Below are 15967 nucleotides of genomic sequence, written 5' to 3'. Positions count from 1 at the left end.
GAAATAACGGAACGTGGAGAACAGCATGGGGGAAAGATGATGAAACGATTACTAAAGTTTGCGAAACCATATAAGCTAGCCATGTGGATTGCTGTGTTTTTTACGATTTTAGAGCTAGCGGTGGAATTATATCAGCCCGTTATTATGTCGATTATTATTGACGAGGGGATTGTCAAAGGGAATCTTTCCGTCGTCTATACATGGGGAGGAATATTGTTAGGACTTTCATTTATCGCTTTCGCTGGTGGAATTATCAATTCCTTTTATGCGGCAAGAGCAGGTCAAGGAATGGGAGCTGATATTCGAAGTAGCTTGTTTCATAAGATTCAAGAATTTGCTATTTACCAGTTTCAAAAGTATCCTACCTCCTCTTTGATCACTAGATTGACCAATGATATTACGCAAATTCAAAACTTTATTTTTATGATTCTAAGGATTGCCCTAAGATCACCCTTATTTATCATTTTCGGGATTGTTATGGCCTATACAATCCATGTGAGACTTGCTCACATTCTTCTAATCTCTGTTCCTGTTCTTTTACTCATCACGATTTGGATTTTGAAAAAGGGTGTATTTCTATTTCAGCAAGTGCAAAGAAAGCTTGACGGGGTGAATCGTGTCATTCGCGAAAATTTATTAGGCATGCGTCTTGTTAAAGCCTATGCACGTGAACCATTTGAAGAGGAACGTTTTGTCAAAGTAAATACGACTTTAATGGATGATAACAAAAAGGCATTGAGATTAATGGAACTTTCCATGCCAATTTTAATGCTGGGCATGAATGTGGCGATCATTATTATCTTGTGGTTTGGTCATGTTGAGTTAAGCCTAGGAGGAGCACAGCCTGGAGAAGTTGTTGCGGTCCTCAACTATGCATCACGAATCATGTTTGCCTTTACGATCTTTTCATTCTTCATGATGAATTTCTCGAGAGCAAAGGCCTCTTCTGAGAGAATCTCTGAGGTTTTGGACGAGCAGATGGCTGAATTGCCACAAAAAGAAACAACTGAAAGAACGTTCAAGGGGAGTATTGATTTCTCCCATGTGTTCTTTCGTTATCTAGAAGATGAAGTGCTTGAAGACATCCATTTTTCGATCAAGGCTGGAGAAACCATTGGCATTCTTGGTGAAACAGGATCGGGAAAATCAACGCTATTCCAATTGATTCCGCGTTTGTACGAAATAAGTGAAGGTGAGATTTTTATCGATGGTGAAAATATCGCCTCGATGGATTTGAAAAACTTACGTAGTCAGATTGGATTGGTACCACAGGAGGCGCATCTTTTTTCTGGAACCATTAAAGAAAATCTGCGATGGGGTAAAGATGATGCGTCTTTAGAGGAGATCATGGAAGCAGCGAAGCAAGCGGAAATCCATGATTTCATCATGAAGTTACCAGACGGCTATGATACCCATATTGGGCAAAGAGGGGTCAATTTTTCCGGTGGGCAAAAACAGCGTCTGTCCATTGCCCGAGCCCTTGTCCGAAAGCCTAGCATTCTATTATTAGACGATAGCACGAGTGCTCTCGATGCACGCACAGAGGCGAATATTCTTGAAACACTGAAAGAACAAGCGTGTACAATTTTGTTAATTGCGCAAAAAATTAGTTCGGTGAAGGAAGCAGACCGGATTCTTTTGCTTCATAATGGCAAAATTGTCGCGTTTGGTAATCATGCCAAGCTTTTAAAAGAAAGCAGCTACTATCAAAGAATCTATGCTTCACAGGCTGAAGGAAGGGAGGCGGGCAACATTGTCTACTAAAAAAGCAAAGGATATGAAAGGAACAATGCGACGAATCTGGCAGTACATGGCCAAGGAAAAGGGGCTATTTTTCCTCGTGATGGTCATGATTCTGATCAGTTCAGCGCTCGCATTAATCGGGCCGTATTTATTGGGTGTGGCAGTAGACGGAGTGATTTCGGGTTGGGGTGGAGAACAGCTCTTCCCAATGCTCGCTTGGCTTGTGCTCATTTTTACCCTCCAGTCTGGGGCAATCTTTTTCCAAAACTATTGGATGATTGGCATTGCACAAAACGTCGTTTTTTTCATGAGAAATCATTTATTCTCACATCTACAAAGACTGCCAGTGGCCTTTTTTCAAAAACGTCAGCATGGCGAACTGATGAGCCGCTTAACAAATGATATGGAAAATGTCAGCCGAACGTTAAATGCAGCAGTTATTCAGGTGATTACGAGTACGCTGACGCTGATTGGGACCATAATCGTGATGCTGTTTCTCAGCCCATTGTTAACTTTTTTAACATTGCTCATCGTTCCGGTCTTGTTCGCGGGGATGAAATGGATTACGAATCGGACAGGAGCTTATTTTAAGGAACAGCAAAGAGAATTGGGAGACATGAATGGTTACATTGAAGAAACCATTTCTGGTCAAAAAATCATCAAAATGTATTCGCAAGAGAGTCGTGTGATCGAAGAGTTTGAGGAGAAAAATGAAGCACTAAGAGTATCGAGCTATTGGGCGCAAACGTATTCAGGTTTTATCCCGAAATTGATGAATATGCTAAACAATGTCAGCTTCACCATCATTGTTGGAGTCGGCGGAATTTTAGCCTTAAAAGGGGCCGTTTCGATCGGGGTAATTGTGACCTTCACGACGTATTCTCGTCAATTTACTCGTCCTTTGAACGACTTAGCAAACCAATTTAACATGATTTTATCCGCAATTGCAGGAGCAGAGCGTGTATTTCAAATCATGGATGAGGAAAAGGAAGCCGTGGATGAAACGGAGGCTGTTGATATTTCCTCATTGGATGGAGACATTGTCTTTGAGCACGTTTCTTTTTCCTATGAGGAAGACGTCGCGACTTTAAAAAATGTGAGCTTCCATGCTGCTCCAGGTCAAACCGTCGCACTTGTTGGGCCAACAGGCGCTGGAAAAACGACGGTCATTTCGTTATTGTCGCGTTTTTACGATTCGGATGAAGGAACGATCTTCGTGGACGGAGAGGATATCAAAAATATTACGCGACGGAGCTTACGAAAGCAGACTGCCTTTGTTTTGCAGGATTCGGTCCTTTTTCGAACATCGGTAAGAGAAAATATTCGCTACGGGAACTTGATTGCTACGGATGAAGAAGTCGTGGAAGCGGCGAAGAAAGCAAATGCGCATGATTTCATTATTAAGCTTCCAGACGGTTATGACACGGTCTTGAGCTCAGAAGGAAGCGACTTAAGCCATGGACAGCGCCAGCTTCTTTCGATTGCCCGTGCGCTGCTCGCGGACCCATCGCTCCTTATTTTAGATGAGGCGACGAGCAGTATTGATACGATTACGGAAATGAAGATAACAGATGCTTTGACCAAGTTGATGGAAGGCAGGACCTCGTTCGTCATTGCCCACCGCTTAAATACGATTCAAAATGCTGATTTGATTATCGTTTTGAAGGATGGGCAGGTAATTGAGCAAGGAACGGATCGGAGTTTGCTAGAAAAGAACGGATTTTATGCTGATCTGGTTCGATCCCAGCGGCAAAAAGGAATTAGTTGACCCTCTACTTTTTTTAGTGGAGGGTTTTTTATTCTGAAATGAGTAACAAAATTCTTCGTCGGGAAAATTAAGAGATAACCGTTTTGAAGGGAGTCTTTAAATTGATTTACGATTGCATCATTATTGGCGGTGGGATTGCTGGATTGCAGGCAGCAATTCAGCTAGGAAGATACATGCATAAGGTTCTCGTTATTGATGCAGGGGATGGGCGTTCAACGATATGCCAAAGTTACCACAACATCTTGGGCTATCCAGATGGGGTAAGTGGGGAGCATTTGCGAACTGTTGGGCAAAGCCAGGCAGAGAAATTAGGGGTACAATTTTTGCTCGCAAAAGTAGAGGGAATCGAGCGGGCAGAGGAGTTTATTGTGACCGTCCATAATGGTACCAGGTACCACGGGAAACGAATATTAATCGCTACAGGAGTGATGGATCGCTTGCCAGAACTTCCAGAACTATTCCCATGCTTAGGGCAGAGTGTATACGTCTGTCCAGATTGTGATGGTTATGAAATCAAAGATAAACCCACGATTGTGCTCGGTTCTGGGAATGTGGGAGCGAATATGGCCTTAACGCTTACTTATTGGACGGACAACCTGATTTACATAAATCATGAACTTCAAAAAATAGATGCTGATCTCCTACAACGTTTAAATGAAAAACAAATCACTTATTATGAGGTTGCAATTAAATCCGTACTCGCACAAGGACATCATTTTCAAGGAGTCATTCTCGAAAATAAGGAAAAGCTCGAAGCGGACCGGGGTTTTGTTGCTTTTGGCTCCAATGAAGTGAAATCGCAATTAGCTAAGCAACTAGGCGTTGAGCTGTTGGAAAACAAACATATCGTCGTGGATCCACGGACGAAAATGACGATTGTCAAAAATGTTTGGGCAGCAGGGGATATTGTGGCCCATTCCGAGCAAGTGACGATCGCTATGGGGGATGGTGCTCAGGCCGCAATTTGGATTCATAAGTCGTTATTGGAAAGTAAATGATTGGAAGCACCTTCCACTTCTTGATAAGATGGAGGAAAAAGAAAAAGAGGGTATGCGTCGTGAAGGTCAGTAAGACAAATGCCATGCGGATTTTGGATGCGAAAAAAATCGCCTACGAGCTTATTATATATGAGAGCAAGGATGGAAAAATTGATGGCGTTTCCGTCGCAGGAAAAATCAATAAAGATCCGAAAATCGTTTTTAAAACTTTGGTCGTCCAAGGGACAAGCAAAAATCTCTACGTGTTTATCGTCCCCGTAGAGGATGAGCTTGATTTGAAGAAGGCGGCAAAAGCTGCAAATGAGAAAAAGATCGAAATGATTCCCGTCAAGGATATTCAGAAATGGACGGGCTATATTAGGGGTGGTTGTTCGCCCATTGGGATGAAGAAGGCATATCCAACCTTTATCGATGAAAGTGCACAGAACTCGGAAACGATAATTGTCAGTGGTGGGAAAATTGGTCTTCAAATGGAACTGAAGGTGATGGACTTACAATCAGCCACCGATTCAAAGATAGTAGACCTCATCAAATAGAACATTTGTCATGATTTTTAACAAAATATTGTTAGGTCATTAACCCAGCCGCCCATTTTTGCATATGAATAAAAGGAAGAAAATCCTTTAAAGGATGTGTTAATTTTGGCTGGGAAGATTATAAATTACTATGCAGGTGGAAATACGGCTCGAGGATTTTACAGCTTATACGAAGAATGTCTCGAAGGACTTGACCGAATCTTTATTTTAAAAGGTGGTCCTGGAACAGGGAAATCTACTGTAATGAAAGACATCGGCATAAAAATGGGTGGAAAAAGGATTTGATATTGAGTTTTTACATTGCTCCTCTGATAATAATTCCATTGATGGAGTCATCATTCCAAGCATAAAAGTGGGAGTGGTAGATGGAACAGCGCCGCATGTGATTGAACCTAAAGCTCCAGGTGCTGTGGAGGAATATGTGAACTTAGGAGAAGCTTGGAATTCAGAAAAACTAGCTTTGCAGAAAGATAGAATCATCGACTTAACGAAACAAATCAGCACAGCGTTCAATACCGCTTATAGTACTTTTGCGGAAGCTTTAAAAATACATGATGACTGGGAAAAAATCTATATTGATAGCATGGACTTCAATGAAGCCAATAAACTAACCGAGAAATTGGTAGAGTCCTTTTTTGAAAGTATGTCTTTAAACAAAAAAGCTTCGATCAAGCACCGTTTTTTAGGAGCAGCGACCCCAAAAGGCGCAGTCGACTTTGTTCCAAACTTAACGGAGGATATTCCGAAACGCTTTTTTCTAAAAGGAAGGCCAGGTTCAGGTAAATCAACTATGCTGAAAAAAATCGCCAAAGAGGGAGAAGAACGAGGATTTGATGTAGAGATTTATCATTGTGGTTTCGACCCTCATAGTTTAGATATGTTGATTTTTAGAGAATTAGGAATTGCTATTTTTGATAGTACAGCTCCCCATGAATATTTCCCATCTCGACAAGGGGATGAAATTATCGATTTGTATGGAACTATTATTAAAGCCGGAACAGATGAAATCTTTGCTGACAAAATTGAAGTGTATTTTAAAAATTACAAACAAAAAATGAGTGAAGCCATTTCTTATCTTGCTGAAGCGAAAGGATTAAGAGATGAACTTGAAAGCATCTATATCGATGCCATGGATTTCTCAGTAGTTACTTCCTTAAAAGAGAAAATTATTGTAGAAATTGAAAAACTCTCCTAGGCTTTCAAAGGGCTATCCGGAACTGGATAGCCTTATCTCATGTCCTTATGTTAGAATATGGAATAGTCTTAATAATCTAAATTTGTACAAGGGGTGCAAGATGGGTCAATTGAATATGTATTGGACATTTACGAAAAAAGCATTTTTGCGCTCGTCAGTTTACCGCTTTGAGGTATGGTCAAGGACGGGGTCCAATTTAATTTTTTTGGTCATGTGGGGATCCATATGGACAGCGCTGTATGCCGGAAAGGAAGAGGCGGCAGGAGTATCTTTTACGGCCATGTTGACGTACATAGTAGTGAGTAAATTTCTAGATGGTGTGAATGAGGCAGGGACGCCTTTATGGGATATTCAGGAGAAGGTCCGGACAGGCGACATTTCTCTTGAATTGATGCGCCCTTTTGATGTCCCACTTAGATATCTATTTGCCGATTTCGGTAGTGTTGCTTTTTATATGCTGACAGCTTTACTGCCGATCTATTTTCTCCTTTTTTTATTTATGGACTTAACTCTACCTACAGATGGGTTCACGTGGATCTATTTCATTCTTTCTGCCTTTCTCGGATTTCTCATTCGTTACTGTGTTGAAATGACATTCGGATTACTTACCTTTTTCTTAGTTGAAACGGGCGGAATAGAGGATATTTTTTATTTTGCCATGTCCTTATTATCCGGTTCGGTCATCCCTCTCTGGTTTTTCCCAGGATGGTTAGAAACAATCGCGTTGTACCTACCGTTTCAAAGCATTTTCTTTCTACCGATTTCGATCTTTATCGGAGAAATAAACGGAAGCCAAATCTTTACGTCTTTAGGAATTCAGTTTTTTTGGCTCGTGGTTTGCTATTTGATTTTGCGACTTGTTTGGAACCGAGCGTCACATAAAGTGGTCGTTCAAGGGGGATAAAAAATGGCCGTTGTAAAATACATCAATTTATATTTCAAACTTATCGGTGCAGGCGTTAGAGCGCAGCTCCAATACCGTTTTGCTTTTATCATGCGGATTATTGGTATGCTTACGGCTTATACGGGCACAGCAGTGACGATGTGGGTGATGCTATATCAGTTTCAAACATTAGGAGATTGGAATTTTTACGAAATGCTCTTTCTCTTAGCTCTTGCAATTGTATCGTGGGGATTCTGCATCATTTTATTCTTCCATTTTCGCAGTCTAGATACATATATACTTAACGGGACATTTGACCGTTTTCTCGTTCGGCCGATCAATCCTTTCTTTCATTTTATGGCTATGAAATTTGAAGTGTCATCCCTCGGCCAGTTTATATTCAGTGTTGTAGTACTTGCGTGGGTTAGTGTTGAATTGCAGATCGACTGGACTTTCACTAAGGCTTTATTTTTAATTGGAGCAATCATTGGAGGCGTCTTGATTCAGGGGGGACTTCTCGTGATCATATCCGCTCTGGCCTTTTGGACAACGAAGTCCGAGCAATTTTACTGGGTAGCGATGTATCCTGCGAGAAATTTAACGTACTATCCACTGATGATTTACCCAAAATTGCTCCAATGGGTGACGGCATTTGTAATTCCCTTTGGGTTTGTGAACTATTTTCCCTCAACCGTGATTTTGGAAAAAGAAACGCCGTTCTTTCCAGATGCGATTGGCTATTTTTCACCTGTAGTGGGACTTCTGTTTTTCATACTTTCCTATTTTATTTGGATGCAAGGGTTAAAACGATATAAGAGTACAGGCTCATAAAGGATGTGTGGACATGTCAATCATTGAAGTGAATGGATTACATAAGGAGTTTTTGATCGCGAAGCGTGAGACTGGAGTGATGGGAGCGATAAAAAGTCTCTTCAAGCGGGAATTTACGAAAAAAGAAGCGGTGAAAGACATTAGTTTTTCGATCGAAAAAGGGGAGATGGTTGGCTATATCGGACCGAATGGAGCAGGGAAATCGACGACGATCAAGATGCTTACAGGAATTCTCGTCCCTTCTGCTGGGGAAGTCACGGTTAACGGAATTATTCCTTACGAAAATCGCCAAGCAAACGCGAAAAATATTGGCGTCGTATTCGGCCAACGAACTCAGCTATGGTGGGACCTGCCAACGATTGAATCGTTTGAGCTTTTAAAAGCCATCTACCGCGTTCCAGATAAGCGCTACAAAGAGAACATGGCGATTTTTCAAGAGATTCTTGGACTTGATGAATTTATCAATACGCCAGTTCGCCAGCTTTCCCTCGGACAACGGATGCGGGCCGATATTGCGGCATCCTTACTTCATGATCCTCCGATTCTATTTTTGGATGAACCAACGATCGGTTTAGATGTCGTCGCAAAAGAAAAAATGAGAACTTTTATCCAAGAGATAAATCGAGAGAAACAAGTGACGGTTATTTTAACGACTCATGACATGGAGGATATTGAAAAGCTATGTCAGCGCATGGTGCTAATCGATCATGGGCAGAAGGTGTATGATGGGGAGATACTTGCGGTAAAAGAACGCTTCGGTAAAATGAGAACGCTTGTCGTCGATTTAGAGGAAACGTCAAAGCAACTCTATGTTACAGGCGGCGCACTGGTGAAGCAGGAAGGATATCGGTACTGGATCCGGTTTAACCGTGACGAAATTTCCGCGTCTGACTTGATTACACAAATCTCGCAAACGCATAATATTAAAGACCTAACGGTAGAAGAGCCGGTCATTGAATCGATCATCAGTCGCATTTACCAAGAAGGTTTTACGGAACAACATGAGACCGTACATATTTGAGAACGTTTCGAAGGAGAGAAAAATGTTAAATGAAATAGTGTCATTATTTGAAGCAAACCGAAATGAGGCAAATGCTGGCCCAATGAAGAAATATTTAAGGGAACAATTTGCTTTTCTTGGGATCAAAATGCCAGAAAGAAAGGAATTGTTAAAACAATTTTATCAGGAAAGTGGGATTTTGAAAGCTCCATTTCAACCCGACTTTGTCCTTGCTCTTTGGGATAGAGAGGAAAGAGAGTATCAATATGCTGCTTTGGGCTATTTAGAGAAATTGGTGAAGAAGCTAAATAAAGATGATATGCCTCTTTTAGAACAGCTCATTACGACGAAATCCTGGTGGGATACGGTAGATACGATTGCGCCGAAGCTAGTTGGTCATCTCGCAGCCACATATCCAGATGTGATATCATCTAAGATAGATGGTTGGGCAGTGAGTGATAACATCTGGTTAAGAAGAGCAGCCATTTTGTTTCAGCTAAAATATAAGCAAAACACCGATGAAGCGCTTCTTTTTCGTTATATCAAAGAGAATGCGCATGAAAAGGAATTTTTCATCGAAAAAGCGATTGGCTGGGCCCTGAGGGAGTATTCGAAAACAAATCCTCAATCAGTCAAACAGTTTATCGAACAGCAACCATTAGCGAGCTTAAGTATTCGCGAAGGTAGTAAATACATATGAATGGAAGGTGTGTGCAACAATGGTTAAATGCATCGCAATCGATATGGATGGAACCTTGCTCACAAAGGAGCATGTTATTACTGAGGAAAATATCAACGCTATTAAAAAGGCGCAAGAACAAGGAGTTGAAGTCGTAATTGCGACAGGTCGCTCCTATCCTGAGGCGATTTACATCTTAAAAGAGGCTGGGATTACTTGTCCGATGATTTGTGTCAATGGAGCAGAAGTCAGAACGCCAAATGGCGAGATCACGGATTTTAGTCCACTTGATAAAGCAGTTGCCAAACAAATTGTACAAAAGCTTGAAGATAACGATGTATATGTCGAGTTTTTTACTAGCAAGGGCATTTTTACAATGGATATGGAAAAAGGAATTTCCATTTTGAAAAACTTTGTGGAGACAACGCATAGTGACGCAGATGCGGAGAAAGTGGAAGCGATTCTGCAGGAACGGGTGGAATTTATTACAGAGATTGAGAGCAGTGATTTTATCTTTGCGGATAAGGACCATCATATTTACAAGCTCTTAACTTTTTCCTTTGACAGTGACGTGTTAGGGAAGGTTCGCCAAGAATTAAATGAGGTAGATGGCATTGCGATTAGTTCTTCAGGAAAAGAAAATCTTGAAATTAATGGCATTCATGCGCAAAAAGGGCTAGCTCTTGAAGCGTTTACGGCAGAACGAGGAATCTCACTTATGGAGACAATGGCCATTGGCGATAATTATAATGATATTTCTATGTTTCAACGCGTAGGTCGCGCTGTTGCGATGGGAAATGCTGATGATGCCGTGAAATCACAATGCCACTTTGTCACTGCGACCAATGAAGAGAGCGGTGTAGGCAAAGCGATTTTGGAGGCGATTAAATAAGGAGGAATTAGATGAAAAAATGGGTGCTTGCTTCTCTTCTTCTTTTGACTGCTTGTACATCAAGTCCCGAAAGCGAAGACATGAATCAAGAAATACAGGAAGTGAATGTTCCAAATTTAACACCCACTGTGATTGCAGAAAATCTAAATATTCCTTGGTCCATTAACAAACTGGACAACACTTTTTATATAAGCGAGCGAAGCGGTAGTGTCATGAAAATTGAAGGGGACTCCCAGTTGCGTCAAAAAGTGGTACTAGAGAAGCCGCTAGCAACAGCAGCCGAGGCAGGATTACTCGGATTTGTGTTGAGCCCTGATTTTGATGAATCGGGCCAGGCCTTTGCCTATTACACGTACAAAGATGATTCTGGACAGTTTAACCGGATAGTGACGCTTAAGCTAGAGGATGACGTGTGGCAAGAAGTGGAATTATTGGTCGATCATATCCCGAGTGGACAGTATCACCACGGTGGTCGTTTGAAAATTGGTCCAGACGGTAAACTGTACGCAACAGCTGGAGATGGAGCAACAGATCCTGAAACTGCACAGGATGTGAAATCTCTCGGTGGGAAAATTTTACGAATGAATTTAGATGGATCCATTCCTAGTGACAATCCTTTTAGTGGCTCTTATGTGTATAGCTATGGGCATCGGAATCCTCAAGGGCTCGCCTGGACCGATGATGGAAAGTTGTATGAAAGTGAACACGGCCCATCTGCTCACGATGAAATCAACTTGATTAAGCCTGAAGCCAATTATGGCTGGCCTAATGTCGTCGGTGAAGAAACGAAGGTTGGGATGGAATCACCGCTCTTCCAATCAGGTACGGATACTTGGGCACCCTCTGGAATGGCGTATTATGAAGGAAAACTATATGTAGCGACATTAAGAGGCAATGCTGTACGAGAATTTGATTTAAAAACGAAGAAAACGAGAGAGCTCATTACCGGACTCGGCCGAATCCGTGACGTTTTGATTGAGGACGGAACCCTTTACTTTGTCTCAAACAATACCGATGGCCGCGGGACGCCTGATGAGAAGGATGACCGACTCTATAGAATCGATCTAAAAGGTTTGTAGAAAATTGAGGGAGGTGTATACCCGATGGAGAATCTCTTAAGATTATCTGGGACTTCAACCACTCATGCAAAGCCTATTATTGGAAAGGCGATACTTTGCATGGGGCAAAATCGTTAATTTTTATCGCTAACTAATATATTGGCTTTGCACCTTATTTGATAGAACTCAAAAATAAGGAGCGAGGGCAAATGAAGTATACGAATGCAACCCAAGTTTTACCCGAAAAATTAATCATGGAAATTCAAAAGTATGTTCAGGGGGAAACCCTTTATATTCCGAAGCAAGAGTACCAAAAATGGGGTACTTCAAGTGGTGGCAGACGGATGCTCGATCGTCGGAATGCGAGCATAAGAAATTCTTTCAGCAATGGTAGCAGCATTCAGCAGCTAGCAAAAGAATACCATCTATCGACTGAAACGATTAAGAAAATTGTTTATTCACATAATAGATAGATGAATGACACTGGTGAAAATCTCTCATCAGTGTTTCTTTATGTAAAAAACGTTTCTAACTTATTTTCTCCATTTTAAAATGGGGATTGATCTTCTAGAATATTGGTATAGAAAATGTTAGGAGAACTATGTGATGACTGAAAAATTCATTAAAAACGAACAGTTAAATTTTATAAAAAGGCAGATTGCGATCATAAAGGATAGTATTAAAAAGAATGTAAGTTCAAACGTGTTGACGGCTACGATTGACTTAGCCAATGCCAAAATCTTGGACCTTTTTCCAACAGCCTCTGTCGAGCAACAAGAGATGCTGGATCTTTCTAAACTGAAGAAGGATGATGAGTATGAGCAATATATTAAGCATCTTTCAACATTTGTGTTGCCTTTCCCTGAAATCACTGAGCAGCAACTGAAAAAAATGTTTCCGAAGAACAAAAAACTGAAGCTTCCTGACCTTTCGTTAATAGACCATAACCACTTAACTTATTTAAGCTGGAACGATTTAGGAACCAATAAAAAATTCGTTGTATATGAGTTGGATGGTGAAATCGTCGGTATCGAATGTCGACTTACTCCGATTAGTAAAAAGAATATGTGCTCTATCTGCAATAGTTTTGGAGAAGTAGCCTATTTTTCTACCGTCACCAAAGCCAAGAAATCGAAAAATCCGGACTACTATAAGTCGATTGGCAATCTTATTTGCGTTGATAGTGAAGAGTGCAATCAGAAAATCACCGATGTCGAATATTTAGAAGCGTTCTTAAACGAATCGCTTAGAAAATAGAATCTGTTTGGACAAAAGAACAGGCTCAGGGTTCATTTCATAAAGGGATTTACTAGATAAATAATGGAAAATATTTCAAGTAGTGATAAAATAAATCCAATGATGTTATTTTCACTTTGGGGGATTATGCTTATGTTTGCGTTGCTAAATCTTGCAAGTCTCGTTCTTGGATTAGCTGCTTGGATACTTCCAATTATTAATCTAACTCGTGAGAAAAAACAGGAAAATACCAGTTGGATTGTTCTAGCAATGATAAGTATCAGTGCATGTGCTATATCGTTATATTTTCAGATCGTCTATGGTAATTATTTGGTAAGAATTGAGGACTGGTCTGCTCTAATGGACACAAGAGGTGCCTTGGTACTTGTAGGAGCGGTTCTTCTTATCGTTACACTCCTATTAAATGTAATGACTGTAATCGTATATCGGGATAAAACAGCAAAATAGATATGAAGTAATGAAAAAGCATCGGTGCAAAAGACCGATGCTTCTTTAATGCTCAAATGGGATCATAGGCTCTACTTTTTAATCCCATGTAAAATAAAATGAATCGTACGTTCAATTTCCACTTCATCGTCCCAATCGAGCTCAGGTAAAAGCAAGTTTCTTGTGATAATATAGCCGAATATACTAGAAACGATCCCTCTGATGATGGTGGCAGGAGGGAGGTCGACAAGCTGCCCTTTCTCCTGATAGTGTTGAATGATGAGAGTCGCCTTTTCAACTACCTTCATGCCAATATGCCTTTTAAACAAATCCTTCAACTCTGGCTGAAAAGGAATCTCTTGAATAAGTATCTTAAATAGAAGCTTATTTTTGCTGACGAACGCAATTCGGTTCTTCAGCATCGCTCGCAAAAAATCATCGATCGATTCATGATCTTGATTTAACACTTTTTCCATATCTCGAATAACGAATGGCGCGATAAATTTCTGCACCATCGGTCCCACAATGGAAATGAGCAAATCCTTTTTCGTTTTATAATGGCGAAAAATGGTTCCCTCTGCTACACCAGCATTTTTAGCGATTTCGCTTGTAGAAGTAGAAGCATACCCTTTTTCAGCAAATGCTTCTATAGCGGCAATGATGATTTTCCGTTGCTTAGCCGTAAGCTCGTCATCATATTCATATAAATCTCCAATAAGATTATCTAGCTCGTTCATGTTAAAGCTCCTTTAAAACTATTATAATCCCATTGTAATCGAAATTGAGTCTAGTTGTTAAATCTTACGGTATTTTCTAAGTGCGAGTATATTTAGGATCACGAAGAAAACTGAAAATCCGATCAGAACGAGCAAGTTCAAGTAGATTTCATCCCAACCAGCCCCCCTCACCATCACATTGCGGAGTGCATCCGCTGCATAATAGAGAGGAGTAAATGGTCCGATCCAGTTTAGCCACTCAGAAATCGTCTCTAAATTAAAGAGTCCAGAGAAAAAGATTTGCGGGACAATAACGATCGGAATGAATTGGATCATCTGCAGCTCGTTATTGGCGAATGCTGAGAGTAAAGTCCCTAACGTTAGAGCCGTGAATGAGAGTGCGAGCGTGATTAAGAGAACGTAGATAAAAGCCCCTTCCATCAGCATTCCTAATACATAAATAGCATAGGAGACGATGATTGTCGATTGAATTACTGTGAAGATACCGAAGCCGACAATATAGCCGACAACGATTTCCCATTTTCGTAATGGACTCGATAATAGTCGTTCGAGCGTTCCGGTCGTTCTTTCTCTTAAAAAAGATACACCAGCAATCAAAAAGACAAAGAAGAATATGAAAAATCCTAGTAACACTGGTCCGAAATAATCAAACTGCCCCATATCATCTGAGCCATGAACATACTCAATCTCTAAATCGCTTGCTGTACCAGCTGGCTGCAGAGGTTTAAATGCTTCTTGAATCCATCTCATTGTTGCCCCATTCACATTTGGATCACTGCCCTCTAAGACGATGGAGGGAATATTTTTATCAAAAACAATATAGCCATCTAATATTTGTTCCTCGATAGCGGTCTTTGCAGTGCCCTCATCTGAGTATTTCGTGATTTCTGCGTCGTCTAAATTGAGTTGAGCTTCAAGTGCTTCAGGAATTTCGACTAACCCAACCTTCGGAACATAATCATCCCCATTAAAAACGAGATGAAGCATCGTCAATATTAAAATGGGGGCAAAAATAAGTAATGCCATTGTTCGTTTATCACGAATAATTTGCCTTAAAATCCGGATAAATAATGCTCTCACTCTCATGCGTTCACACCTCCATACACTAAGAAAGCTTCTTCGATCGAAGAGGAGTTGGTGTTCTCTTTAAGTTCATCTGGTGTGCCAACAGCAATTAATCCCCCATCCCGAAGGAGCGCTAGTCGGTGACATTTTTCCGCTTCTCCCATCACATGGGTTGTGACGATGATAGTCGTTCCCTTTGCATTCAATTCGTAGAAGGCATCCCAAATACTTTTTCGTAAAACAGGATCAATGCCAACAGTTGGTTCATCGAGAATTAATAGTTCGGGCTCATGGAGTAAAGCAATCGCGAGGGATAATCGGCGCTTCATTCCACCTGAATAATTGTGTACTGATTTATTTACATGGTCCGTGAGCTGCACAACGTCCATAACTTCACGGATTCTTCCTTGTAGCATTTTTCCTTTCAATCCAAAAAGGGAGCCGAAAAATTCAAGATTTTCTTTGGCAGATAGTTCGCCGTATAATGCATCGGATTGAGCCATGTAGCCAACGCGTTCAATCAGCTTTAAGGAAGGCATTTTTTCATGAAAAAGAAAATTTTCTCCCCTATTCGGAATCTCTAAACCTATAAGCATTTTTACTAGAGTTGTTTTTCCAGCACCAGAGGGACCGAGGAGGCCAAAGATTTCTCCTTTATTAATGTCTAAAGAAATGTCTGTTAAAACTTCCTGCTTCCCGAACGCTTTCGAAACGTTCTGAATGGATATGATCGATTCATTTGAACTCATGTTATCACTCCTTTTGTAAAAGTGAGTAATCACTCATTTTTATCATATACCCACATTTTGGATTTGTAAATATTTAAAAAAATGGACAATAGAAAACGTGATTTATCGCACATTGCTTTTAGAATGGCTCCGTTAAACTGGAATTAATAA

General features: G+C 40.7%; 16 protein-coding genes and 1 pseudogene. 14 read left to right on the top strand and 3 right to left on the bottom strand.

Annotated elements, in window-relative coordinates; all coding sequences use genetic code 11:
* Positions 1-39: 39 nt before the first annotated feature.
* The 14 genes and pseudogenes from FAR12_RS08465 (at position 40) to FAR12_RS08400 (ending at position 13287) form a co-directional block, all read left to right on the top strand.
* Positions 40-1764, top strand: coding sequence for an ABC transporter ATP-binding protein (locus FAR12_RS08465; protein WP_126408261.1), 1725 nt, complete (start codon positions 40-42; stop codon positions 1762-1764).
* On the top strand, positions 1718-3511 hold the full coding sequence (locus FAR12_RS08460) for an ABC transporter ATP-binding protein (RefSeq protein WP_126408260.1): 1794 nt from the start codon (positions 1718-1720) through the stop codon (positions 3509-3511). Before FAR12_RS08465 ends, FAR12_RS08460 begins: the two co-directional genes overlap by 47 nt.
* Positions 3512-3612: 101 nt before the next feature.
* Positions 3613-4509 carry an NAD(P)/FAD-dependent oxidoreductase gene (locus tag FAR12_RS08455; RefSeq protein WP_126408259.1) on the top strand — a complete coding sequence of 299 codons (897 nt, stop codon included), beginning with the start codon at positions 3613-3615 and terminating at the stop codon, positions 4507-4509.
* A gap of 59 nt (positions 4510-4568) precedes the next feature.
* On the top strand, positions 4569-5045 hold the full coding sequence (ybaK, locus tag FAR12_RS08450) for a Cys-tRNA(Pro) deacylase (protein ID WP_126408258.1): 477 nt from the start codon (positions 4569-4571) through the stop codon (positions 5043-5045).
* Between the two features lie 105 nt (positions 5046-5150).
* Positions 5151-6240, top strand: a pseudogene (locus FAR12_RS08445) (PRK06851 family protein).
* Positions 6241-6451: 211 nt separating this feature from the next.
* Positions 6452-7144, top strand: coding sequence for an ABC transporter permease (locus FAR12_RS08440; protein WP_246010347.1), 693 nt, complete (start codon positions 6452-6454; stop codon positions 7142-7144).
* A gap of 3 nt (positions 7145-7147) precedes the next feature.
* Entirely contained in the window at positions 7148-7954 is an 807-nt protein-coding gene (locus FAR12_RS08435) for an ABC transporter permease (protein ID WP_126408256.1), read from the top strand.
* Positions 7955-7967: 13 nt separating this feature from the next.
* The gene (locus FAR12_RS08430; protein ID WP_126408255.1) at positions 7968-8975 is read left to right on the top strand and encodes an ABC transporter ATP-binding protein; all 1008 of its coding nucleotides are present in this window, start codon (positions 7968-7970) and stop codon (positions 8973-8975) included.
* Between the two features lie 22 nt (positions 8976-8997).
* Positions 8998-9654 carry a DNA alkylation repair protein gene (locus FAR12_RS08425; RefSeq protein WP_126408254.1) on the top strand — a complete coding sequence of 219 codons (657 nt, stop codon included), beginning with the start codon at positions 8998-9000 and terminating at the stop codon, positions 9652-9654.
* Between the two features lie 19 nt (positions 9655-9673).
* On the top strand, positions 9674-10525 hold the full coding sequence (locus FAR12_RS08420) for a Cof-type HAD-IIB family hydrolase (RefSeq protein WP_126408253.1): 852 nt from the start codon (positions 9674-9676) through the stop codon (positions 10523-10525).
* 11 nt (positions 10526-10536) lie between these two features.
* Positions 10537-11604, top strand: coding sequence for a PQQ-dependent sugar dehydrogenase (locus FAR12_RS08415; RefSeq protein ID WP_126408252.1), 1068 nt, complete (start codon positions 10537-10539; stop codon positions 11602-11604).
* 188 nt (positions 11605-11792) lie between these two features.
* Positions 11793-12056, top strand: coding sequence for a CD3324 family protein (locus FAR12_RS08410; protein ID WP_126408251.1), 264 nt, complete (start codon positions 11793-11795; stop codon positions 12054-12056).
* A gap of 133 nt (positions 12057-12189) precedes the next feature.
* Positions 12190-12840: a FusB/FusC family EF-G-binding protein gene (locus tag FAR12_RS08405; RefSeq protein WP_126408250.1), complete on the top strand. Its 651-nt coding sequence runs from the start codon at positions 12190-12192 to the stop codon at positions 12838-12840.
* A gap of 132 nt (positions 12841-12972) precedes the next feature.
* Positions 12973-13287, top strand: coding sequence for a hypothetical protein (locus FAR12_RS08400; protein WP_126408249.1), 315 nt, complete (start codon positions 12973-12975; stop codon positions 13285-13287).
* A gap of 71 nt (positions 13288-13358) precedes the next feature.
* Here FAR12_RS08400 and FAR12_RS08395 read toward each other — a convergent pair whose 3' ends face one another.
* The 3 genes from FAR12_RS08395 to FAR12_RS08385 are packed head-to-tail and all read right to left on the bottom strand — an operon-like array spanning position 13359 to position 15817.
* Complete coding sequence (locus FAR12_RS08395) at positions 13359-14003, bottom strand: TetR/AcrR family transcriptional regulator (protein WP_126408248.1); 645 nt, start codon at positions 14001-14003, stop codon at positions 13359-13361.
* A gap of 57 nt (positions 14004-14060) precedes the next feature.
* Positions 14061-15089 (bottom strand): ABC transporter permease, encoded by a 1029-nt coding sequence (locus FAR12_RS08390; protein WP_126408247.1) that lies wholly within the window; start codon positions 15087-15089, stop codon positions 14061-14063.
* A complete protein-coding gene (locus FAR12_RS08385; protein WP_126408246.1) occupies positions 15086-15817 on the bottom strand; it encodes an ABC transporter ATP-binding protein in 732 nt (243 codons plus the stop codon). Before FAR12_RS08385 ends, FAR12_RS08390 begins: the two co-directional genes overlap by 4 nt.
* Positions 15818-15967: the final 150 nt, after the last annotated feature.

It is taken from the genome of Bacillus yapensis (genome assembly GCF_005280205.1).
GTDB lineage: Bacteria > Bacillota > Bacilli > Bacillales > Cytobacillaceae > Robertmurraya > Robertmurraya yapensis.
The sequence above is the reverse complement of the archived record's forward strand: the minus strand, read 5'-3'. Positions and strand labels throughout refer to the sequence as shown.